This window comes from Mesorhizobium sp. L2C084A000 (assembly GCF_000502875.1).
GTDB lineage: Bacteria > Pseudomonadota > Alphaproteobacteria > Rhizobiales > Rhizobiaceae > Mesorhizobium.
Window position 1 is genome coordinate 475,159 of record NZ_AYWX01000001.1, and the last position, 23,293, is coordinate 498,451.

At 65.0% G+C, this 23,293-nt stretch carries 22 protein-coding genes and 1 pseudogene; 2 read left to right on the forward strand and 21 right to left on the reverse strand.

Translation table 11 applies throughout. The features are described from left to right. Positions 1-85: 85 nt before the first annotated feature. From X735_RS163330 to X735_RS163230, 21 genes are all read right to left on the reverse strand, one after another. Positions 86-634, reverse strand: coding sequence for a flavin reductase family protein (locus tag X735_RS163330; RefSeq protein WP_023808916.1), 549 nt, complete (start codon positions 632-634; stop codon positions 86-88). A 63-nt stretch (positions 635-697) separates the two neighbouring features. Further along, entirely contained in the window at positions 698-1,918 is a 1,221-nt protein-coding gene (locus X735_RS163325; protein WP_023808917.1) for an acyl-CoA dehydrogenase family protein, read from the reverse strand. Between the two features lie 26 nt (positions 1,919-1,944). Continuing rightward, positions 1,945-2,733: an alpha/beta hydrolase gene (locus X735_RS163320; RefSeq protein ID WP_023808918.1), complete on the reverse strand. Its 789-nt coding sequence runs from the start codon at positions 2,731-2,733 to the stop codon at positions 1,945-1,947. Positions 2,734-2,744: 11 nt separating this feature from the next. After that, positions 2,745-3,761 (reverse strand): Zn-dependent alcohol dehydrogenase, encoded by a 1,017-nt coding sequence (locus X735_RS163315; protein WP_023808919.1) that lies wholly within the window; start codon positions 3,759-3,761, stop codon positions 2,745-2,747. 12 nt (positions 3,762-3,773) lie between these two features. Beyond that, positions 3,774-4,802 (reverse strand): branched-chain amino acid ABC transporter permease, encoded by a 1,029-nt coding sequence (locus X735_RS163310; RefSeq protein ID WP_023808920.1) that lies wholly within the window; start codon positions 4,800-4,802, stop codon positions 3,774-3,776. Beyond that, positions 4,799-5,662 (reverse strand): branched-chain amino acid ABC transporter permease, encoded by an 864-nt coding sequence (locus X735_RS163305; protein ID WP_023808921.1) that lies wholly within the window; start codon positions 5,660-5,662, stop codon positions 4,799-4,801. Before X735_RS163305 ends, X735_RS163310 begins: the two co-directional genes overlap by 4 nt. Further along, on the reverse strand, positions 5,649-6,377 hold the full coding sequence (locus X735_RS163300) for an ABC transporter ATP-binding protein (RefSeq protein WP_023808922.1): 729 nt from the start codon (positions 6,375-6,377) through the stop codon (positions 5,649-5,651). Before X735_RS163300 ends, X735_RS163305 begins: the two co-directional genes overlap by 14 nt. Next, positions 6,374-7,102: an ABC transporter ATP-binding protein gene (locus X735_RS163295; RefSeq protein WP_023808923.1), complete on the reverse strand. Its 729-nt coding sequence runs from the start codon at positions 7,100-7,102 to the stop codon at positions 6,374-6,376. Before X735_RS163295 ends, X735_RS163300 begins: the two co-directional genes overlap by 4 nt. 25 nt (positions 7,103-7,127) lie before the next feature. Further along, positions 7,128-8,435, reverse strand: a complete 1,308-nt coding sequence (locus X735_RS163290; RefSeq protein ID WP_023808924.1) for an ABC transporter substrate-binding protein — start codon at positions 8,433-8,435, stop codon at positions 7,128-7,130. 63 nt (positions 8,436-8,498) lie between these two features. Further along, the gene (locus tag X735_RS163285) at positions 8,499-9,317 is read right to left on the reverse strand and encodes an SDR family NAD(P)-dependent oxidoreductase (RefSeq protein ID WP_023808925.1); all 819 of its coding nucleotides are present in this window, start codon (positions 9,315-9,317) and stop codon (positions 8,499-8,501) included. Beyond that, a complete protein-coding gene (locus X735_RS163280) occupies positions 9,317-10,207 on the reverse strand; it encodes an intradiol ring-cleavage dioxygenase (protein ID WP_031212335.1) in 891 nt (296 codons plus the stop codon). The genes X735_RS163285 and X735_RS163280 overlap by 1 nt, the downstream gene beginning before the upstream one ends. A 10-nt stretch (positions 10,208-10,217) precedes the next feature. After that, positions 10,218-11,972, reverse strand: a complete 1,755-nt coding sequence (locus X735_RS163275; protein WP_023808927.1) for an FAD-dependent monooxygenase — start codon at positions 11,970-11,972, stop codon at positions 10,218-10,220. Beyond that, on the reverse strand, positions 11,972-13,021 hold the full coding sequence (locus X735_RS163270) for a branched-chain amino acid ABC transporter permease (RefSeq protein ID WP_023808928.1): 1,050 nt from the start codon (positions 13,019-13,021) through the stop codon (positions 11,972-11,974). The genes X735_RS163275 and X735_RS163270 overlap by 1 nt, the downstream gene beginning before the upstream one ends. A gap of 7 nt (positions 13,022-13,028) precedes the next feature. After that, positions 13,029-13,892 carry a branched-chain amino acid ABC transporter permease gene (locus X735_RS163265; RefSeq protein WP_023808929.1) on the reverse strand — a complete coding sequence of 288 codons (864 nt, stop codon included), beginning with the start codon at positions 13,890-13,892 and terminating at the stop codon, positions 13,029-13,031. Positions 13,893-13,959: 67 nt separating this feature from the next. Further along, entirely contained in the window at positions 13,960-14,661 is a 702-nt protein-coding gene (locus X735_RS163260; RefSeq protein ID WP_023808930.1) for an ABC transporter ATP-binding protein, read from the reverse strand. Further along, complete coding sequence (locus tag X735_RS163255; RefSeq protein ID WP_032908626.1) at positions 14,661-15,377, reverse strand: ABC transporter ATP-binding protein; 717 nt, start codon at positions 15,375-15,377, stop codon at positions 14,661-14,663. Before X735_RS163255 ends, X735_RS163260 begins: the two co-directional genes overlap by 1 nt. 59 nt (positions 15,378-15,436) lie before the next feature. Beyond that, positions 15,437-16,711, reverse strand: coding sequence for an ABC transporter substrate-binding protein (locus tag X735_RS163250; RefSeq protein WP_023808932.1), 1,275 nt, complete (start codon positions 16,709-16,711; stop codon positions 15,437-15,439). 27 nt (positions 16,712-16,738) lie between these two features. After that, positions 16,739-17,800, reverse strand: a complete 1,062-nt coding sequence (locus X735_RS163245) for a maleylacetate reductase (protein WP_032908628.1) — start codon at positions 17,798-17,800, stop codon at positions 16,739-16,741. Next, entirely contained in the window at positions 17,800-18,459 is a 660-nt protein-coding gene (locus tag X735_RS163240) for a dienelactone hydrolase family protein (RefSeq protein WP_023808934.1), read from the reverse strand. The genes X735_RS163245 and X735_RS163240 overlap by 1 nt, the downstream gene beginning before the upstream one ends. Beyond that, positions 18,456-19,415 carry a VOC family protein gene (locus X735_RS163235; RefSeq protein ID WP_023808935.1) on the reverse strand — a complete coding sequence of 320 codons (960 nt, stop codon included), beginning with the start codon at positions 19,413-19,415 and terminating at the stop codon, positions 18,456-18,458. Before X735_RS163235 ends, X735_RS163240 begins: the two co-directional genes overlap by 4 nt. Positions 19,416-19,418: 3 nt before the next feature. Then, positions 19,419-20,324, reverse strand: coding sequence for a dioxygenase (locus X735_RS163230; protein ID WP_023808936.1), 906 nt, complete (start codon positions 20,322-20,324; stop codon positions 19,419-19,421). 93 nt (positions 20,325-20,417) lie between these two features. Between X735_RS163230 and X735_RS163225 the strand changes: the two genes are divergently transcribed. Next, positions 20,418-21,368 (forward strand): LysR family transcriptional regulator, encoded by a 951-nt coding sequence (locus tag X735_RS163225; RefSeq protein ID WP_023808937.1) that lies wholly within the window; start codon positions 20,418-20,420, stop codon positions 21,366-21,368. Between the two features lie 504 nt (positions 21,369-21,872). Beyond that, a pseudogene (locus X735_RS1000000169570) lies at positions 21,873-23,047 on the forward strand (NAD-dependent epimerase). Positions 23,048-23,293: the final 246 nt, after the last annotated feature.

Below are 23,293 nucleotides of genomic sequence, written 5' to 3' on the forward strand. Positions count from 1 at the left end.
CGCGGTACGACTGACGCCGAACGCGCTTCGACTGGCTTTGCAAGTTCCGTGCGCAACGACCGGACAACCCGCGCTTCGGCGCCGTTCAAAGAAAACGCGACGACTCAAGAAGCTCAGCCACCCCGTCCAGTTCCTTGTGCAGGCGATGCCAGCGACGGTCGAGATAAACAAGCGAATGCGCCTCCGGGGGGACCTCGTCCGGCTGCACCTCGCCGTCAAGGAGTTCGGCCGCGACCAGCGTCGCGCCCTCGATCGGCAGGATGCCGAGCCGACGGGCGCGGAACCAGGTCGAAACGCCGATATAGCGGGGTTCGCCCGTAGGCAGCCGCGCCCAGGCGCCTCCCGGCGGGAAACGTTCCGCGCCGCTCGACGCGCAGAGCTGCGCCAGGTCGATATCAGTGAAGCGCAGCAGGTGGATCACCATGGTCTCGGCCCGTAGCAAGGGCTCGGACGAAGTCGATTTCATGGAGAGCGAGAAAGCGACGACCGGCGGCGCAGCACTTACCGAGATCAGCGAGGATACGGTCATCGCCACCGGCCTGTCGCCGGGATCGGCCGTGATCACGGCAACACCGGCCGGATGGTGGCGAAAGGCTTCGCGGAAGGCGTTGGTCATCGGATGCGGGAAGCTCATCGACGTCTCTCTTCTGCAGCGTGAATAAGGGCCGGACGGCGTCCGCCGTCCGGCCCTTGCGGGCTACTTCTTCTCGATCAGGTCGTAGAACTGCCAGGTGCGATCGCTCCACAGGCCGCCGATGTCGCGACCGGCCGAGGTGACGATCGACGGCGCGATCGTGAAATGGTTGGCCGCCACCATCATCTCGCGGAAGGTGCGCTGGATCACGCCGGCGCGCAGCGACGCGCCGCCGCCGGCGCGGTAGGCGAAGTTGCAGATATCCACGCCAACCTCGTGAATCTCGGATTTGGCCAGATGGACAAGGCTGATCTGCCGCGTCGATACGCTGTTGCCGGCTTCGACCGTCGCCTCGATGTCGCGCCAGACTTCGAAGACAAAGGCGCGGGCAGCGCGATAGCGGGCTTCGGCGCGGCCATAGTCGTGCCAGAACTTCTCGCTTTCGCCGATCAGTCCGGCCCGGCCTGACTTCGAGCGGGCGAACTTGGCGATCTCGTCCAGCATCCGCCGCCCGGTGCCGAGCGCCCAGCCGGTATGACCGATGGCGGCGAGGCCAACGACCCCGAGACTGAAGAACTCCTTCTGGCGCAGCGGTGGTGCGGTCAGGATCGGGAAGACGAGATCGTCGGCGATGAAGACATCCTCGGCCGCATAGTCGATGCTGCCGGTACCGCCGAGGCCCAGAACGTCCCAATTGCCGAGCTGCTTGTGCTGGGAGATCGGGGCATGGGCGCACATGATAATCAAATTGCCCTTGTCGTCCTTGGCGGGCTTGCCGGTGCCGTCGTCGACGAAGGCGGCACTGTGGCTATAGGTGGCGTGGCTGAAGCCGCTGCCATAGCTCCACTTGCCGTTCAGCCGGTAACCACCGTCGACCTTCTTCAGCATGCCGAGCGGCGCGCCCTGCCCCGAGAAACGGTTGTCGGTGCCCGGTGCGAACAGCCGCTCGACCGCGCTATCCGGCAGAAAGGCCGCCGACATCGCACCGATGCAGCAATGCACCATTGAAACCCAGCCGGCCGCCCCGGAGTGCCAGGTGATCGCCGCCAGCAGTTCGAGACCCTGGGTGGGTCGCAGCTGCGCACCGCCGAGGCTCTCCGCGGCGAAGATATGCGACATGCGCAGCGGCTTCAGCAGCTCGAACGTGGCCGCAGTCAGTTCGCCATTCTCCTCATCGGTGGTGGCGTTGGCTTCCAGGGCCGGCCCGATCTCCGCGATCTTGCTGAGCAAGTCGCGATAGTCGGTGGTCGTCCCCCACGAGCCGTGCTTGATGGGTTTGTTCATTGTCTTCTCCTCCTTTTCAAATGCGGTCAGCCGGCGAGGAAATCGCCGATCTTCCTGAGTGTTTCGGGTTTCTCCTGCATGACGAAATGGCCGGCATCCTCGACCAGGATCAGGCGTGCGTCGGGCAGGGCTTCGACGAAGAGCGGCGCCTGGCCAGCTGGCAGCAGACGGTCCCTGGTGCCCCAGACGACCAGCGTCGGATTGGCGATGCGCGCCAGGAAGCGCCGCAGGTTCGGATGGCCCATGCCGAACGGCGCCAGCAACCGGCCGAGCGTCTCTCCTTCGCGGGCGCGATCGGCGCCGAAGGCCTCCGCAAAGGCGGGATCCGAGCCGTCCGGGAAATAGCGCAGCGCCACCGAGACGTCATGCGCCAGATAGGCCGGCAGCTCCTGCGGCGCGACCGCGCCCAGATCGGTGGCCGGATGCGCGGGGTCGTTGAGCCCTGCCGGCGCGATCAGCACCACCTTGTCGAAACGCTCGCGCGCAAGGCCGGCGAGCTCCGTCGCCATCCAGCCGCCCATGGAAAAGCCGATGAGATGAGGCTTCTCCGGCAGGTTCAGAACATCGAGCAGGTTCAGGTAGTGCAGAACCATGTCGGACATCCCGGTCACATGCGGCGCAGCGCCCGAAAAGCCGAAGCCCGGATGGCTCGCGCAAAGCACGCGGAAACGGTCGGCGAGGCCTTCGGCGAAGTCGAAACCTTCAAGCGTCGAGGCGCCGTGCAGGAACAGCACGGGCTTTCCCTCACCAATGGCCTTCACCACCGTTTTGGTGCCAGCGACATCGTATTTGAGCGTTTCGAATTGAACGGCCATTTTATTCCTCCTCAAACAAGGTCCGGCTGGATCAGCACTTTGCATTGCGTTGTGCGGCGGCGAAGGCTCTCGAATATCTGCGGAACCGGTGAGAGATCGATCCGATCGGTGATCAGCGCCTGCGGTGCGAAAGGTCCGCCGCGCAGCGCATCGAGGGCGACGCCGAATTCGTTTCGCTTATGGAAGAAGACCGAGAACAGCAGGTTCACCTCCTTGGTCAGCGCAATGAACGGGTCCCACTGGTCTCCGCCAAGGCAGAGGCCGACCCCGACCACCGTGCCCTGCAGCCGTACCGCTTCGACCGCCGCGCCGATGAGGCCGCGCTTGCCAACGCATTCGAAGACGATATCGGGCGCCCCGCCGCAGAGGTCGGCGAGATTCTCCGCCAGCTTTTCGCCGGAAAGCGCGAAGCCGGTCGCGCCGAGAGCAAGCGCACGCTCGCGCTGATGGCCGTGAATGTCGGCGACGACGACACGCGACGCGCCCATCCGCCGCGCCCAGAAGGCGACGAGCAGCCCGATCGGCCCAGCGCCCAGGATGGCAACCCGATCCCCCGGCTTCATGCCCGAGCGGACGATGCAATGCAGCGCAACCGAGAGCGGCTCGGCCAGCGCGCCATCCTCGAGCGCCACATCGCCGGGCAGGATATGACACTGGCGTGCGGCCACAGTCGCGTATTGCGCATAGCCGCCGCCGATCAGCTCCATCTCGCGACAGCGCGCCGGATCGCCTCGCTCACAGGCCTCGCAGTGTCCACAACCGCGCATCGGCGCGACGGCGACACGGTCACCGATCCGAAGGCCTGTTGCCTCCGATCCGACCGCGACGATGTCCCCAGAGAATTCATGGCCGAGCACGAAGCCTGCCTCGATGCCGAAAGGCACGGGATCCTCGGTGATATGCAGATCGCTGCCGCAGATGCCGCAGGCGGCGACACGCAAGACGACCTCGTCCGGTGCCGGCGTCGGGTCCGGCACCGTGCCGATCCGCAGCGGGACGCCGACCCTATCGAAGATGGCGGCTTTCATGAATCCTCCTCGTCAGCGGTTCGGGTCAACAAGCTTGCGTCGGATCGGGAACCATGGTGCATCCCACCGTTTCGTGATCAGGCCCCAGATGCCCGTCCGGGCGTAGAGCGCGACCAGAAGCGTCATCAGGCCGAGGACAACGAAATAGGTCGCGCCGTATTCGCCGAACCAGCGGTCCGCGATGAAGAAAATCAGGGATCCGATCAGAACGCCCTCGATGGAGCCGATTCCACCGACCATGACGATGAAGATCGCGACGTTCGCCCACATCGGATCAAAGGCCGAACCCGGGGTGATGCGGAGCTGCGCCATGAAATAGATCGCCCCAGCAAGACCGCAGCCGACCGCCGACGCGACGTAGATCAGGAAGCGCAGCTTGACGACATTCACGCCCTGGCTCGCGGCCGCGCCCGGATTGTCGCGCATGGCGATCAGCGCAAGGCCGAAGCGCGAGCGAAGCAGCCAGTAGCTGCCGCCCAGCGTGACGAGCAGCATCCCCGCGCAGAGCAGCGACATGGCGACATTCCGCTCGAAGGCCGAATAGTCCTTCATCACGCGAAGCGACATGCCCGCGCCGGAATTGACGAGCGGCAGGTTCGAGGCGGTCAGCCGAAAAACCTCGGCCACAACCCATGTGCCGATCGAAAAATAGGGGCCATCCAGGCGGTGCAGCAGCAGGTAGATCGGCACGGCCAGCGCGGCCGGCACCAGAAGCGAAAGGAAGACCGCCACAAACGGATTGATGCCGTAAGTCTGCGCCAGCACGAAAAGCGCATAGCCGGCCGCACCCATGAAAGCGTGCTGGCCCACCGAGACGAGGCCGGCATAGCCGGCGAGCAGGTTCCACATCTGCGCGACGGCGATGTAGGAGCACAGCACCAGAATCGACCGGATGGTGCCGGTCGAGGCCCACCACGGCATGGCAGCAACACCGATCATCGCCAGCACCGCCAGCGTCATCGCGATGCGACCGGACCGGGTCTGGCGCTGGACCAGGACCTCGGGCACCTCGGTTGTTGCCACATAGGGGATCGCACTCATGACAATGCCTTTCCGAACAGACCCTGCGGGCGGGTCGCCAGCACGACCAGGAAGACGATATGTCCGGCAAGCACGCCGAAGCCCGGATCGATGCGGAAGCCGATGGCCTGAGAGATGCCGAGGACCATCGAGCCGGCGAAGGCGCCCCATACCGTACCCATGCCGCCGATGATCACCGCTTCGAACGCGTAGATAAGCTGGGCAGGTCCATCGGCCGGCGCAACGGTCGACCGCAGCGCCTGGAAGACGGCCGCAAAGCCGAGGATGCCGACCGCCGCCGCTGTCGCCATCGCATAGACGGCGCGCGGGTTGATGCCGGTCATCGCCGCCGCCTCGACATCGGCCGACGCGGCGCGGAGCGCCCGGCCGAAGCGCGTGCGCTTCAGCGTCAGGTCGAGGCCCCATGTCAGTCCCGTGGCGACCGCCAGCACGATCAGCGGCAGGAGGCCGATATAGATACCGCCGATCTCGATGGACTGGCTCTCGATCCCGTGGCCCGGCAACGACCGGCTGTTCGCGGACCATATCTGGAGCATCAGGTTCTGCAGCGCGATCGACAGTCCGAAGGTCGCGATCAGCGAGGGCAGCGGATCGCTGCCCACCACGCGGTTCAGCACGGCCTTCTGCAGCACCCAGCCCATCAGCACCGCGAGCGGCACCAGCACGATCAGCACAGGCAGCGGTCCCAGACCCCAGGCCGTGGCGATCGAAATGCCGATCAGCGACAAAAGGATCACCAGATCGCCGTGGCTGATGTTGACGATCCGCATGACGCCGAACATCAGCGCCATGCCGAGCGCATACTGGGCATACATGCCGCCCAGCAGGATCCCCTGCACCAAGGCGTCAAACCACTCCATGGCCCGCTCCAAAATAGGCTTTGCCGATCTGCTCGCGCGTGATCTCGGCGGACTTGCCGGTCAGGGTCACGCGCCCCTCCAGCATGCAGTAGAGGCGGTCCGAGGCGGTTCGGGCGAGACCGACATCCTGCTCGACCACGATCATCGCCGTTCCAGTGGCGCGGATTTCGGGCAAGGCGGCATAGATCTCGCGGATCACCTTGGGCGCAAGACCGAGGCTGATCTCGTCGCAGAGCAGCACGCGCGGCTGGCAGAGCAGCGCGCGGCCGATGGCCACCATCTGCTGCTGCCCGCCCGAGAGGCTCTGCACCTGCGTGCGGGCCTTCTCCTTGAGGATCGGGAACAGCTGATGCAACCGCGGCAGCGTCCATCCGCCCTTGGCGCCCATGCGCGCGGCCTGGTCGATGGCGACGCGAAGATTGTCCTCGACCGACATGCCGGTGAAGAGGCGGCGGCCCTCCGGCACGATAGCGACGCCCTTCTGCACCATGCGGTCGGTGGCGGTGCCGCCGACCGGCTCGCCGTGCAGCAGCACCATCTCGCGCCCAACCGGGAGCAGGCCCATGATCGAACGCAGGAGGGTGGATTTTCCAGCCCCGTTGGCGCCGATCAGAGCCACGGCCTCACCCTGGTGCAGCTCGATGTCGACGCCGTAGAGCGCCTGGAAGTCGCCATAGCGGGCCAAGAGCCCGTGGGTGGAAAGAACAGCCGTCATACCTCGATCCCCATGTAGACGCGCTGGACCTCGGGCAGCGCGATCACTTCGGCGGGCACGCCTTCGGCGATCTTCTCGCCGAAGTTCAGCACCAGCAGCCGGTCGGCCACCGCCAGCAGTGCGTGCAGCACATGCTCGATCCACACGATGGTGATGCCGCGGTCGCGGATGCGGCGCACCAGCGCCACCAGCGCCTTCGATTCATCGTCGGTCAGCCCGCCCGCGATCTCGTCCAGCAGCAGCAGCTTCGGATCCGACGCCAGCGCGCGCGCCAGCTCCAGCCGTTTGCGGTCGAGCAGCGTCAGAGCGCCGGCCGAGACATTGGCTTTGTCGGAGAGCTCGCAATCGCGCAGGACCTGGGCGCAGAAAGCATAGCTTTGCTTCTCGGACCGGCCGCCGCCGAAAGCAGCGGCGACCAGCAGGTTTTCGAAGGTGGTCATGCCGGAATAGGGACGCGGGATCTGATAGGTCCGCCCGATCCCCATCTGGCAGCGCCGGAAGGGCGGCTCGCCACGGAGCGCCGTGTCGCCGAGCTGGATCTCGCCGCCGGACGCCTTCAAATCGCCGCTGATCATGTTGAACAGCGTCGTCTTGCCCGCCCCGTTCGGGCCGAGGATGCCCAGCACCTCGCCCCGATGTACGTCGAAACTCACCTCATGCAGGACGCGGACAGCACCGAAAGACTTCGACACGCCGTGCGCTTTCAGCAGGATTTCTCTATCCATAGCTCTGCCCGCGTCCCCGCTCATGTCACCAGGCGATCGGCTGAATAGCCTGCTGGGGTGCGAAAAGCTGATTGACCGTGTTGTCGACGATCTTCAGGTCATAGGGCCATTTCTCGCCCTTCACCCACTGGCCGCCGAAGATCGGCGTCTTGCAGATGTTCTTGTGGGGCGAGCCGTCGAACTTGATATGACCGACCAGGGTCTGCAGATCGGTAGCGACCAGAGCGTCACGGTTGGCCGTACGGTCAAGCGGATTGGAAGAGCGCTTCAGGATGTCGAGCGCAACCTCGAGCAAGGCATGCGAATAGCCCAACGGCTGCGTCCACTGGCGCTTCGAATCGACTTCCCATTGGCTGGCGATGTCGCTGCTGACCTGCCCGGTCAGCGACGACTTGAACGGGAAGGCCGGCGTCCACCAGACCTCCGAGGACATGCCGTTGCCCAGAGGACCCATCGCCTCGACGCCGCCTGGAAACAGCAGCGCCGCCGCCACCGTGACCGCCTTCGGCTTGAAGCCCTGCTGGTTGCACTGGGTGACGAAGGTCTTCAGATCGTCGGGATAGGTGATGCCGCCGATGATCTCGCAGCCCTGCTTCTTGAACTCGGCGATCTGTGCGGAAAAATCATTGGTGCGGGGCTGGAAATAGCCGGGCACCACGACCTCGTAGCCGGCCTTGCGGGTCGGCGCTGGCAAGCCATATTCGTCGTTGCCCCAGGTCTCGCCGTCGATGTTCTGCGGGAACAGCATCCCGACCTTCTTGTTGGTCTCCAAATGGTTCCAGAGCCCGACGAAGGTGTTCAACGCCTCGTCGAGGCCCCAGAAGAAATGATAGGTCCAGTCGAAGGTCTGCTTGCCGCCGCCGCGCGGCATGATCACCGCTTGCCAGGGAGCGCCCGAGGAAATGCAGGGCGTTTCATAAAGTTCGGCCTGCTCGGCCGCGGGCAGGATCGTGTCGGTGGTCGAGGCCGGCACGAGCAGATGAACCTCGTCGTTCAGGATCAGATTGCCGGCGATTTCCGATGCCTTGTTCGGATTGGACTGGCTGTCGCGGTCGAGGATCTCGATTTCGTAAGTATTGCCGTCGGCGCATTGCAGCTGGCCGCCGAGCAGGGCGCGGATCTTCTGCAAGGTGTAGCCATCCGTTTCACCAAAAAGGGCGAGCGGTCCGGTCGTCGGGCTGAGGTAACCCAGCTTGATCTTCCCGGCGGTCGCGGCGCGCACATAGGCCGGCATGCCAAGCGTGCTGGCGGCAACGCCGGCTCCAATCCCCTTCAGCACGCTTCGACGGCTGGGCCGCAAGCCCGATTTCACCAGTCTGTTGTAGTAGCTCATCGTCGGTTCCTCCCTGGGTTAAGTTTCTCCGGCCCACGGGACCGGTCTCAGTTCAAAGCGTGTTCAGGTCATCCGCAGCAGCGAGCCGCCATCGATGACGATCAGAGAGCCCGTCACGTAGGAAGCGGCAGGCGACGCCAGATAAAGCGCCAGGCCCTTGATCTCTTCCGGGTCGCCGATCCGACCGAGCAGCGACTGGGCCTCGAAGGCCTCGCGGTCCGCCGGATTGCGCAGCCGACCGCCGGCGATGTTGGTGATGAACGGTCCGGGCAGGATGGCATTGATGCGGATGTTGTAGGCGCCAAGCTCCATCGCCATGTGGCGAACGAGATGGTTCACCGCGGCCTTGGCGGGCATGTAGGGCGTGCCCACGATGCTCTCGTTGATCAGCGATGCAATGGACGACGTGACGATGATCTGGCCGCCGCCATTCGGCTTCATGTGCCGGACGGCATGTTTGATCGTGGTGTAGACCGAGGTCAGGTTGATCTCGATCACCTTGTCCCAGTGCTCGTCGGGCAGGTTCTCGATGGCGCCCTCGGGGTTCCTTTCGCCCGTCGGGGTGTTGAAGCCCGGCCCGGCATCGATCCCGGCATTGGCGAACACGACATCGATCGAGCCCGCCTTCCCGGCGACCTTGTCGAAGGCTGCGGCCATGGCCGCACGGTCACCGACGTCGACAACCTGGCCCCAGACATCGCCACCCACCGCCCTGATCGCGGCCACGGTCGTGTCAAGCCCGGCAGGGTTCAGGTCGAAGATGCAGACCTTCGCCCCGTGCTCGGCCATGATCTCGGCATAGGCCTGCCCGATGCCGCCGGCGCCGCCGGTGACGATCACCGACTTGCCTCTGACATCGAACATCTTCTCAAGTGCGGCCATCAGTTTCCTCCTTTGTGCGACAGCACGAAATCGAACTCCACGTCGTAGAACGGGGCCGCAACCTCGACCCTGGCGGCAGCTTCGGCGTTCTCGACCTTGCGGAATTCGGCGAGCAGGCTCTTCTTCACGCCGAAGACGGCATCTGAATCGATGTACGGGTCGTCCGGGTCGAAGATGTGCGTGGTCAGCGCTTCGAAGCCCTCGGCCTCGACGATGTAGTGGAGATGCGCCGGACGATTGGGGTGACGCCCCAGCGCGCCCAGCAGCTTGCCGACCGGGCCATCATCCGGGATCGGGTAGTATTTGGGCTTCACGCCGCGAAACCAGTAGCGCCCGTCCGTGCCGGTGCGAAAGACGCCGCGCAAGTTGAAGTCGGGCTGGATGCCCTTCTGCTGCACGTCGTAGAAGCCCTCGTCATTGGCCTGCCAGACGTCGATCTTGGCGCCTGCGATCGGCTTGCCCTCGGTATCGAGGATGCGGCCATGCACGAACATGGGCTCGCCCTTCTGGTCGAGGCAGATGTTGGAGCCCATCGGCAGTTCGGGGGCGTCGGCGACGTGGAAGGGTCCCAGCACCGTCGATTCCGAGGCGCCCGACGGCTTGCGGTTGTTGATCGCATCGACCAGCATCGAGATACCGAGAACATCCGACAACAGGATGTATTCCTGCCGCCACTCGTTGCAGATCTGGCCTGTCCGCGTCAGGAACATGATCGCGCCGAACCATTCCTCCTGTGTCGGCTCGATCTCTTTCACCGCCTCGTGCAGCTTGCGGGTGATGACCTCCATCACCTCTTTGAGCCGCTCGTCCTTGGCGTTCCTGTTCCGCGCCACCACGACCTCGGCCGAGTTCGCTTCGGTGAAATAGCCGGATTCGTGTTCGTCGATCATGCGATCCTCCTCAGCGCGCCAGAACGGATTTGAAGATCCGGCGCAGTTCGGCCGCCGGCTCGGCCGCCAGCGTTTCGGAGCGCCAGGCGACGTGGTGGTCGGGACGGACGATCAGGCAGCCGGTGTCGCGGATCTCCCGTGCGCCGGCCCAGTCGCCGGTATGATCCTCGATCGCGCGGCGCGGGCCGATCACATGGCTGCGGATCGGCAGACCGAGCTCCGCGCCCACCGTCTCCGCCGCGGCGACCCACGCCTCTCCGCCAATGCCGGTCAACAGCGTGAACTCGCCATGCCCGCAAAGATCGAGCGTCGAGACCTTCCTGCCCGAGCGCTCGAAGACCCAGACATGCGGCAAGCGCGCGCCCGGCCAGGTTGTCGGCGCATAGTGCAGCTCGCGATCCTTCTCGAAGGCCGGCTCGCGCTGGCCGTCGGTCACCACCGCGCCCGACGCATAGCGCTGGTTCATCTCGACGCCATGGGCGTCGAACTCGTACTTCTTGAAGGCGATGGCCTTGCGGAGCGCCTCGCGCTGCGCTTCGGCGACGGGCGTCGCATCGGCGCGAGCCTCCATGTTCCTCTGGATCTTGTCGTGATCCACGCCGCCGTCCATGCCGAGCGCCTCGAAGATCGGTCCGAATTCGGCGATGGACTGGTTCGCCCGTGTCACGATCTGGCGCGCGATCGGTGCGCGCTCGGCCGAGAAGCTGTCCAGAAGCCCGACCCCCGCCTGCCCCTTGATGACCTTGGCAAGCTTCCAGGCGAGGTTGAACCCGTCCTGGATCGATGTGTTCGAGCCGAGCCCGTTCGAGGGCGGATGCCGGTGCGCGGCATCGCCCATGATAAACACCCGCCCCTTCTGCATGTGCGTGGCGAAGCAGTTGTTCACGGTCCAGGTGTTGGCGCCCAGGAGCTCGATTTCGAGCGCGGGATCTCCGACCAGTTGACGCGCGACGCTGGTGGCCAGTTCCGGCGTCACGTCCGGCGGCGGCTGGTTGATGTCGTAACCCCAGACGATCAGCCATTCGTCCCACGGCCGCACCATGCGAACGAGACCCATGCCGATGCCGCCGACGTCGGCGCCGGGCTGCATGACCCAATAGAGGACGCTCGGCCGGTGGGCGACATATTTCGAGAGATCGGCCCTGAACAGGATGTTCATCGAGCCGCCGACGCCCATCTTGCCCTCGAGCGGCAGGCCCAGATGCTCGGCCACCAGCGAGTTGCCGCCGTCGGCGCCGACGAGGAACTTCGACCGCACGGTGAAATCGTTGCCCGACAGCCGATCGCGGCAGGTCGTGGTCACGCCGTCCGCATCCTGGACATGGCTGACATATTCCGTGCTCATGCGTGCCTGCGTGCCGCGGGCGCAGGCCGACTTGAACAGGATCGGCTCCATGAAGGTCTGCGGCAGATCGTTCATGAAGCAGGGCGACGACAGCAGATGTTCGGCCTTGGAGAGCGGGTGGACGCCCCAGCTCTTCATGTGGCCGATCTCCTCGCCGGCCAGGCTTTCGCAGAACACGTTCTCGCCCATCAGCTCCTGCGGGGAGGCGTGCATCATGGCCTCGGCCTCTACCTCCGGCCCAAGGTCGCGCAGCACTTCCATCGTGCGCTGGTTGGTGATGTGGGCACGCGGCGTGTTCGACAACCAGCGATAGCGATTGACGATCATGTTGGCGACGCCGTAGCTGGACAGCAGCGCGGCGGTGGCCGAGCCGGCTGGGCCAGTGCCGACGATCAGCACGTCGATTTCGATATCCGCCATCAAATTCCTCCCTTGATCTTCGGACCGGTCAGCCTGCGGCGGACCGGAAACAGGTGCAGGCCCTTGCGGGACGCAATCAGCCCCCACAGCCCCTTTGGCGCAAAAAGCATCACGACGACGGCGATGAGGCCGAGCGTCATCAAGTACCAGCTGCCGTAATCGGCCAGCGCCGAGCGCAGCGCGAAGAAGACCAGCACACCGAGGATCGGCCCCTCGATGGTGCCGATGCCGCCGATGACGACAATGAAGATGACGTTGGCGGTCCAGTCGGTGACGGCAAAGGCCGCGCTCGGCGAGATGCGGGCCGTCTGCAGGAAGATCAGCGCGCCGGTCAGCCCGGTGGCGGCCGCGGCGATCAGAAAGACCGCCCATCTGAGCCGGCCGGTATCGACGCCCACCGATTGCGCCGCGTCGACATTGTCGCGCACGGCCGCCAGCGCCAGCCCGAGGCGACTGCGCAGCAGCCAATAAATGCCTCCCGTCACGGCCACGAGCAGCGCCAAAGCCAGCCAGTAGGCCATAACATCGCGTGCCGCGGCCTCGCGGACCCCGAACAGCGCCCGGACCGCATCGGTGCCCAGGATACTGCTCGTCGCCTCGCGCGGCAGCGAGGTGCCGGTGCCGCCACCGAGCGCCTTCCACTGCGCGACCAGCAGTCGCGTCACTTCGGCGATCACCCAGGTGCCGATGGCGAAATAGGCGCCCTGCAAACGGAACGCGAAGAAGGCCGTCGGAACCGCCAGCACCAGAGCGGCAAGGCCGCCCAGCGGGATCGCCAGGACCGGATTCCAGCCGAGCAGGATCACGCCGGCGAACATCGCATAGGCGCCGATGCCAACGAAAGCCTGCTGGCCCACCGACACCAGGCCGCCATAGCCCGCCAGCAGGTTCCATATCTGCGCCAGCGTCAGCATGGTGAGGATGAAGAAGAGATCCTGTATGACGCCACGCGAGGCCACGGCAGGCAGCGCGAGCGCGGCGACGATGAAGATCGGCACGATGATCGCGGTCACGGTTCCGGCGCGGGTGCGGGTTGTCAGTCGATACATGCCGCCCTCAATCCACTGCGCGCGGAAAAAGCCCGCGCGGCTTGAGCAGCATCACGGCCAGGAAGGCGATGTGGCCGGCCAGGATCTGCCATTCCGGATTCAGCGCGGCGCCAAACGTCTGCGCCACGCCGATGATGATCCCGCCCGCGAGCGTCCCCCACAGGCTGCCGAGGCCGCCGATGATCACCGCCTCGAAGGCATAGATCAGCCGCGCCGGTCCGATCGAAGGATCGAAGTTCGCCCGCATGCCGAGATAGAGTGCCGCCAGCGTCACGACGACCATGGCGATCCCGGTGGCGATCGCGAAGATCCGCTTCGGCTCTATCCCCATCAGCCCCGCCGTCACGACGTCGTCCGAGGTGGCGCGGAAGGCACGGCCGAGGGCGGTGTGGTAGAAGAGCGCGTTGAGCGCAATGATCATCACGATCGCCGAGGCAAAGGTCATCAGCGGCATGATCCCCACCGTGACCAGCCCGAGATCGAGCGATGCCCCTTCCAACGCGCCCACCGGGATGCGGCGGCTGTCGGCGGAGAAGGCCTCGAGCAGGCCGTTCTGCAGGGCGACCGACAGGCCGAAGGTGACCAAAAGCGGCGGCAGGATGTCCTTGCCCAGCACGCGGTTCAGAACGGCGGTCTGCAGCAGCCAGCCGAGCGCGAACATCACCGGCATGGCGACCAGAGCGGCAATCCAGGGCGACAGGCCGAGCAGCGTGACGCCCATCAAAACCAGATAGGCGGCAAGAATGATGAGGTCGCCATGGGCGAGGTTCACCAGCCGCATGATACCGAAGACGAGGCTCAATCCCGCTGCGAACAAGGCATAGAGCCCGCCCAGCAGAATCCCTTGCACGAGGGTGTCCAGCCAGATCATCGCCGCGCCACCTCGATCAGGCCATAAGAGCGCTGCGCGAGCAGATGACAGAGCCTCGGTTGCCGCGTCATGCCGCCACTCCGAAATAGGCGGAATGGATGTCTTCGCGCGTGACCTCAGCCGCCCTGGCGGCCAGCGTGACGCGACCCTCCATCATGCAGTAGACGCGATCGGCCACCGCCAGCGCCTTGCCGATATCCTGCTCCACCAGCACGATCGCGGCGCCGCCTTCGCGGATCCTGGGAAGGGCTGCGTAGATATCGCGGATGACGACCGGCGCGAGGCCGAGGCTGATCTCGTCGCAGAGCAGCAATTGGGGGTTCGACATCAGCGCCCGGCCGATCGCCACCATCTGCTGCTGGCCGCCCGAGAGCGCGGTGCTGGGGCTCTTGCGCCGCTCGCGCAGGATCGGGAAAAGGTCATAGACGGCGTCGAGGTTCCACGGCCCCGGCACCTTGCGCGCTTGCCCGCCGACCAGCAGGTTTTCCTCGACGGTCAGCGAAGGGAACAGTCGGCGCCCCTCCGGCACCATGGCAATGCCGCGCTTCATGATCTCGGCCGAAGACAGCGCGCCAATCGGCTCGCCCCTGTGCAGCACCATGCCGGGCTCGTTGCCGATCACGCCCGTGATCGAGCGCATCAGCGTGGATTTTCCGGCGCCATTGGCGCCGATGATCGCCACGCATTCGCCCGCGGCCACGCTGATATCCACACCGAACAGCGCCCGGAACTGGCCGTAATTCGCGGTGAGGCCGCGCGTTTCCAGCATCAGACCTCGAGCCCCAGATAGATTTCGCGAACCGCCTTCGAGGCCATGATCTCATCAGGCGCACCGATCCCGATCACACGCCCAAAATCCAGCACGAGAAGCCGCTCGACCACCGAATTCAGGGCGTGCAGCACATGCTCGATCCAGATGATTGTCGTGCCCCTGGCGTGGATCGCCTTGATCGTCGCGACCAGGGCCTTGCATTCGCCCTCCGTCAGACCGCCGGCGATCTCGTCCAGGAGCAGAAGCTCAGGGCCTGTCGCCAGGGCGCGGGCGAGTTCGAGGCGCTTGCGGTCGAGAAGGCTCAGCGAGCCGGCCACGAAATTGGCCTTCCTGAGAAGCTCCGTCTCCTCGAGGATACCAGCGCAATCGTCGACCATCTCGGCCTCGCGTGCGCCGCGGCCGAAGGCGGCAGCGGTCAAGAGATTTTCGAACACGGTCAGCCCCTCGAAAGGCTGCGGAATCTGGAAGCTGCGGCCAACGCCCATGCGCACCCGCTCCATCGCCGGAGCACGGGTCACGTCGCGGCCGAGCAATTCGATGCGACCCTCATTTGCAAACAAGTTGCCGGTGATCAGGTTGAAGAGCGTCGATTTTCCGGCGCCGTTCGGGCCGATAATGCCCAGCGCTTCGCCGCGCGGCACGCTGACGGTCACGGAATCCGCAACCTTCAAGGCGCCGAAGGACTTCGAAACGTTTTCCAGCCTGAGTATCATCACTGTCATCCTTGGGTCGCGCCGAACGAGGGCGGCGGTATCAGCCGCCCTCGGCAGCGTCAGGCCAGGGCTTCCATCTTGCCGGCGGTGGGTATCTGGGAGGCGCCGGCGTTTTCGACGATCACCAGATCGAAGCCGCCACCGGCCTTCTTGCGCCACTGCCCGCCAACGAGCGGCGTCTTGCAGACGTTCTTCGCGGCGAAAGGTGGCAATCCCGCACCGCTCCAGGCCACCTTGCCCACTACCGTCGTCATGTCGGTGGCCGCTATCGCCGCCGCGATCGCCTCGGCATTGGTTGGATCCGACACGCGGCCCATGACATTGGCCGCCACCTCGAACAGCGAATGGACAAAACCGATCGGCTGGGTCCAGGGACGGCCGGTCTTGGCGGTGAAATCCGCAGCGAGTTCGGCCGAACTCTCGCCCGTCAGCGACGATTTGAACGGATGCGAGGCCGACCACCAGACCTCGGACGAGAGGTTGTGGCCGGCGTCGCCGAGCGTCTCGACCGATTGCGGGAAAAGGATCGCCTTGGCCACCGTCACCGCCTTGGGCTTGAAGCCCTGCTGGCGGGCCTGGTTCCAGAAGGTGGTGAAGTCGGGCGGAATGACCACCCCGGTAACGATCTCGGCATTGGCGGCTTTGAAGGCGTTGACCTGCGCGGTGAAATCGTCCGAAAGGTTCTGATAGCGGCCAGGATCGGCAAGGCTGAAGCCGGCGGCGTCGAGGCCGGGCTTCAACCCATTCTTCGGGTCGCCCCAGGCATTGCCGTCGGCATCGTTGGGGAACAGCCCGCCCACCTTGCCGTTGGTGGAAAGCTGCTTCCACATGCCGGTGTAGACGGCGATGATGTCTTCGAGACCCCAGAAATAATGATAGCCGAAGTTGAAAGGCTTCCACGAGGCCGGATCGGCCGGACTGCCCTGCTGGCCGATGAACCAGGGCTGCCACGGCGCCATCGTCGAGATGACCGGCACGCCCTCCGCCTCGCAGGTGGTGGCCACTGGGTTGGTGTTCTCGGGCGTCGAGCCGACGAGCATCAGGTTGATCTCGTCATCGACGATCAGGCTCTTCGCCACCTCGGCCGCGCGATTGGGGTTCGACTGGCTGTCCTTGACGATGACCTCGAAGTTCTTGCCTGCCTCGGAAGCGAGGAAGGCCTTGATGTTGTAGGCATCGCTCTCCGCGAAGCCGGCAAGCGGCCCGGTCTGCGGCGAAACATAGCCCAGGCGGATCTTGGCGCCTTGCGCGATGGCCGGCGTCGCCAGGCGCGAACCGGCCAGCGCCAGGCCTGTCGCCGCCGAGGCTTTCAGTAGGCTACGTCTTGTGATCATGTGTAGTTCCTCCCTCTTGTTTTATTCTCAAGCCCCCGGACGGCGTCCCTCCCACGCCGCCTGAAGGAGTTCCCTTATCGATCCTGGATCGATTGGCCTCGGATTCGCATAGGCATTCTTGACCGCGATCGCCGCCGCGCGGTCGAGATCGGCCTCCTCGATGCCGATCGCCTTCAGGCTCAGCGGGGAGCCGACCGACTGTGCGAAATCCCAGAGCCCGCCGCCCGCCGAGCCACCACCGAATGCCCTAGTGATCGGACGCAACAGATCAGGCACCGCCGTTTCGTTGAAGGCGGTCGTGTACGGCAGCAGGATGGCGTGGGTCTCGGCATGCGGCGTATCGAACGAGCCGCCGAAGACATGCGCCAGCTTGTGATGCAGCGCCATCGAGACATAGCCGAGCGCGGTCGAGCAGCACCAGGCCGCATAGAGCGCCTGCGTCCGCGCCGCGCGATCCTGCGGGTCGCGGATCAGCCTTGGAATGCCGTCCTTGAAGGCAATCATGGCATCCCTGCACATGAGCACGATCACCGGGTTGCGATCGGGGGCATACAAGGCCTCCATCGCATGAGCGATCGCGTTCATCGCCGAGGTGACGGTGAGACTTACCGGCAGGCTCAGTGTCAGATCGACGTCGTAGATCACCGTCTCGGGGCGAATGTCCGGCGAGCGGCGGGTAGTCTTCTCGCCGGCCGCCGTCTCGCCGAGGATGTCGGTCATTTCCGAGCCGGCATAGGTGGTGGGAATGACCACCTGGTCGGCGCCCGTGCGCACGGCAATGGCCTTGCCGAGCCCGGTGGTCGAGCCGCCGCCGAGGCTGACGACCGCCGAAGCGCCGCTGCCGCGGAAGGCACCGACGGCCTTTTCCGTGACCTCGACAGGGGTATGCATGACCGCGCCGGCAAAGATCCCGGCGGCGAGGCCACCAAGGCTTACGGCCAGTCTTTCCGCATCGCCCATCTGATGCGGTGTCGAAAGCACCATCACCTTGTCATGGCCGAGCCGCCGGACTTCCTCTTCGACGCGAGCTATGGTGCCGGCACCGAAGACCACCCGTGTCGTCAGGCCCGGAAAGGTGAAGCTGTCCATCATCGCGCCGCCTCCATGCGCGGGCCGCGCCCGGCCGCGAGGTCGTCGAGGATCGTGCCCAGCATGACGATCTCGGCGTCCGAGACCTCATGGCCCCGTCCCGGGAAGAGATCGGCCCGCAGGCTCGCGCCAATGCGGCCCAGCGACTGCGCGGCATCGGCAAACGCCGAGACTGGTATCCAGGGATCGGCATCGCCGCCGGAAAGATAGATCGGCATTCCGGCCGGCGCGGCCTCGGATCTTTCGTCCGCCGGAACGCCGACACGGCAGCCCGTGAAGGCCGCCAAAGCATCCGGCGGCGGCAGCCCCGCGCAGAGGTATTCGATCGACAGACACGCCCCTTGCGAGAAGCCCGCGAGAAGAAGCGGCAGTCCGGGCAGTTCGGCCCGCGCCGCGACCATTGCGGCCGCAAGGTGGTCGAGCGCGTCGGAAAGCTGCGCCCGGGCGACCGGCGTCAACGGGTCGACGGCACGCGCCTCCCACCACATGCCGTGTGGTGCACGCGGCAGGATAAAGGCCACGGCGGTTGCGGAAAGCCGCGACAGCACATGGGACTGCATCTCTTCGGGCGATTGGCCACGGCCGTGGACGAAGACGCAGATCGCCTTCGCCTCCGGGCCTCTTGGCCCAAGCCGGAGCGGACCGCTGCCTGAACTCACGTGAAGTCCGCCTCTTCCAGGCCGACCTGCAATTCGCTCTCACGATCTTTGAACCACGGCGGGAAGACCAGCGTCTTGCCGATCTGGCCCGGAGGCTCGTCCTTGGCCCAGCCTTCCGGCGTGGTCCAGGCAATTTCGAACAGCGCGCCGCCGGGCGAGCGGACATAGCAGGACTTGAAGTAGTTGCGGTCCTTCTGCTCCGATATATCCGTGAAGCCGAGACCCTCGATATGAGCGCGCAGTTTCAGCTGGTTCTCTTCGTCGCCGGTGTTGAGGGCGAGGTGGTGGATCGTACCGCCCGCCAGCGTCCAGGTGCCCTGCGGGCTGTCGCGGTCGACAATGACCTCCACGCGCTGAGCGACGCCGGTCGCGTCGGGCACGCGGAACACCAGTCCCTCATGGTCGTCAGCCTCTTTCTCCAGCGGCAACGCGATGGTCAGGAAGTCGTCCATCGCAGTGCGGTCCATCACCGCCACCACGGCGCCGTATATTCCCTTGATGCCGTGCGCCTTGCCGATGCCCTGCGCCTCGTTGGTGATCGGCGCGCGCGTATCCCTGTCGCTTTCCACCAGCTCGTGCGGAATGCCGCAGGGATGTGCGAAAGCCGCACGGTCGGCGCCAAAACGAGTGATCTTGATGGCCTCGATGCCGCGCGCGTTCAACCGGTCGACCCAGAAATCCGCGGCCCCCTTGGGAATCGACTGCATGATGGTGCGCGACTGGTTGGACCCGCGGCGGCCATAGACGCCTGGCTTGCGGAACGGGAAGGTGGTGATGATCGTCGAGGCATCGCCGTTGGGCGAGCCGTAATAGAGGTGATAGACAGGGATGACGCCGTCGAACAAGACGGTGCGCTTCACCGAATGCAGGCCCAGTGCCTTGGTATAGAAATCAAAATCTTCCTGAGCGCTGTCGGTCGAGAGCGTCAAATGGTGGTAGCCGCTGACACGTGCCATCGGTCATCTCCTCCCAGAGGTTTCGGTTTCGCCCCGCCGCTGTGGACAGAGCACGAGGTTGAGGTCGAGCGCGTGCTTCCGTTTTCCTCCGTTGGGCGGCAGCGCGCGGAACTCGGCCATGAGTTCGGGTTTGACCCCGAAGATGGCATCCCGGCCGATCGCAGGGTCCGACCGGTCGAAGATGTGGGTCGTCAGCGTCTCGAAGCCCTCCGCCGAGACGCGAAAATGGATATGGGCCGGCCGCTCGAGGCCAAGGCCAAGCGCCGACATCAATTGACCGACCGGTCCGTCCGATGGCAGCGTGTAGCCCTTCGGCTTCACCGTCACGAAGACGAAGCGTCCCTGCGGATCGGTGCGGAACCGTCCACGCAAATTGAATTCCGGCTGCCTGTCGGGTTCCTGGTTCTCGTAGAGACCCTCGGCATTGGCCTGCCAGATCTCGACCATCGCATCGCCGATCGCATCGCCGTCGAGCGCGACGATCCGGCCCGCAACCTCCAGCGGCTCGCCCTTGTGATCGCGCGAGATGTTCGCGCCGAGCGGCATCACCGGCACGTCGGCCCGGTAGAAGGGGCCGGCCAGGGTGTTTGGGGTCGCCCCAACAGGGCGCGGGCTGTTCTGATCCTCGATCAGCGACGACACGCCCAGGACGTCGGCGAACAGCACCCATTCCTGGCGCCGCGCATCGGCGTAGTGGCCAACCTCGGTCAGAAAATCGATCGCCTGACGGAACTCCTCGCCCGAGGGTCGCAGCTCGACGATCAGCGCGTGCAAACCGTCGACGGCTGCCTGCGCCGCCGCCGCCAGGCGGGACTGGCCCATTGCCGTCAGGCGCCGTGAGAATTCCTCGGCCTGCGTCGAGATCGCCTTGGGGAATTCATCTCGCTTCGGGTCGTGCTGGCCGTGCATTCCGCCGGGGCCTCCCTTCCCCTTGCCAAGCGGGATAGCACGGCCCGACGCGATGCTTGATGAGATGTGGCGTCCCTTGTATAGCGTTTTGCTATGAAGCTGAACGAGCGCCACCTCATGCAGCTCGCCGCGGTGCTGGATGCCGGCGGCGTGTCGGAAGGAGCCGCTATGCTGGGCCTGACCCAGCCGGCGGTCAGTCGATCGCTGGCCATGCTGGAGGCGCGGGTGGGCGAGCCGCTTTTCCTCAAGGGTCGCCGGCCGCTGCAGGCGACACCGCTCGGCTTCCAGTTGGCGGCGCAGGGCCGCACGATCATCACCGCGTCGCGCAAGGCGTCGGATGCGGTCCAGGGCTTCATGAAAGGCACGAAGGGCGTCGTCCGTGTCGGCGGCGTGCCCTTCTTCATGGATGCGATGATCAGCCGGATGATCGGAGAATTCCAGAAGCTCGAACCCGAGGTCACCGTTCAGCAAAGCTATATGAACCTGCCCGAGATGGTCGCGGCGCTGGAGAGCAACCAGATCGATCTCGGGATCGTGCCGATCGGCGTGCTCGACCTGGGACCCGGCTTCGAATTCACCGAAATCCTGCCCGGACGCAACGTCGTGGCTTGCCGGCCCGACCATCCCCTGCTGCGAAATCGCCGCCTCAGGGCGCATGACCTGACCAGCTTTCCCTGGGTAGCCCCCCTACCCGGCTCTCCGCTGATGTCGGACCTGCAGATGATCCTGATGAGCATCGGCATGTCGGACCTCAACGTCCGCTATTCGGGAGGCTCGCTGATGAGCGTGATCAACTTCCTTGCCGAAACCGATGCGCTGGCGGTGCTGCCATTCTCCGTGGTCTTCGCGCAGCGCAAGGAAAACCGGGTGACGGTGCTGCCCTATGAAATTCCGCAGCCCAGCCGCTCACTCGGCATCCTGCGCCGGGTCAGCGGACCGCGCTCGCCGGCGGCAGAGCGCTTCGCCGGCCACGTCACGACCGCCTTCGAGAATCTGAAGCACATCATCAAACGGCACGAGAATGCCGTCGTCTGGGGGCGGTAATCCAGCCGACATGGCACCCCTTACAGCTCCAAGAGCCAGGAGCGGACGTTTGGAGCAGCGAGACGATCGGGCGTCCATTGGCCAGTCTCGTTTTTCCCGAACGGGATCCCGATTTGAGGAGCTGAAGGGCACGCCGGTGAGCGCCAGGATCAGCGAAGCTGGTTCATGGCGCCTATTCAGCATCGCCAGCAATGAAGTGCGGCTCTCCCACCCCATTCCGTGCAGGAATGGAACTCCCGTGCCTGTATTCGGTTGGGTACAAAGCCGGCGTCCCACACGCGCAGACAAGGGTGCGCTGAGGTGACAGATGCTCGACGACGAAGAGACCGAAGGTTTGTAAGTGCGAATATCGATCTTGGTTGAGCCTCCTATCACCGGTTTGCCTTCACCTCACGGCGAGGGTAACTCCGCGCGACCAGATCAGCTAATGTCCTCCAAGACCCCGGGCGTCATCTACGACATCAAGGGTCTGTTCCCCAGGCATGTTACGGATGGGCGCTTCTGATGAGGGTTCTGGTCACCGGCGCGGCCGGCTTCATAGGGTATCACGTAGCCAAGCGGCTGCTGGAGCGCGGTGACGAGGTCGTCGGCATCGACAACGTCAACGACTACTACGATCCGCAGATCAAGGAGGCGAGGCTGCGGCTCCTGGACNGAGGTCGTCGGCATCGACAACGTCAACGACTACTACGATCCGCAGATCAAGGAGGCGAGGCTGCGGCTCCTGGACGAGGCGAGCCGCAAGACCAATGCCGGCTATCATTTCATCCGCGGCAATCTCGCCGACAAGAGCGTGGTCGACGCCTGCTTTGCCGACCATGCATTCGACCGGGTGATCCATCTCGCCGCCCAGGCCGGGGTTCGCTACAGCCTGGAAAACCCGCATGCCTATGTCGAAAGCAACATCATCGCCTACACCAACATGCTGGAGGCCTGCCGCAACAGCGCCGTCGCGCACCTGACCTATGCCAGCACGTCGAGTGTCTACGGCGCCAACACCGACATGCCGTTTTCCGAACATCGTCCGGCCGACCATCCGCTGCAGTTCTACGCCGCGACCAAGCGCGCCAACGAGCTGATGGCGCACAGCTACAGCCATCTGTTCCGATTGCCGACGACCGGGCTTCGCTTCTTCACGGTGTATGGTCCCTGGGGTCGCCCGGACATGGCGCTGTTCCTGTTCACCAGGAACATCCTGGCCGGTGCGCCGATCAAGCTGTTCAACAACGGCAATCACACGCGCGACTTCACCTATGTCGATGACATCGCCGAAGGCGTGATCCGCGCCAGCGACAGCCCGGCCACGGGCAATGCCGCCTGGGACTCCAGCCGTCCCGATCCGGCCACAAGCAGCGCCCCCTGGCGCATCTTCAACATCGGCAACAACAGCCCGGTGAAGCTGACCGCCTATGTCGAGGCGCTGGANCGCCCCCTGGCGCATCTTCAACATCGGCAACAACAGCCCGGTGAAGCTGACCGCCTATGTCGAGGCGCTGGAAAACGCGCTGGGCCGCAAAGCCATCGTCGAACTCTTGCCGCTGCAGCCCGGCGACGTGCCCGATACCTTCGCCGACACCTCGGCGCTGGAGCAGGCGGTCGGCTACCGCCCGACGACGACAGTGACCGAAGGGGTGGGGCGGTTCGTCGAGTGGTACCAGGCATATTTTGGACGGGGATAGAAAAGTCTTTGCAAGATCACGGCTGGCAAACTCGCCTCAGGCCACCGTCCAGTGATGCTCGATGGCTGCGCAAGCTCCTGCCAGCACGACGCCCACGGGGATTGGCCGCCCCCGCAATTCGCACCACAGCAACATTGATCTTTGATGGGTAATGTTGCGGTTCCGCTCGCCCGCCATCCGCCATTCGCGTTCGTTTATTTCATTGGGCAAAAAACTACCGACAGCGGACAAACTGCCTCGCTATTC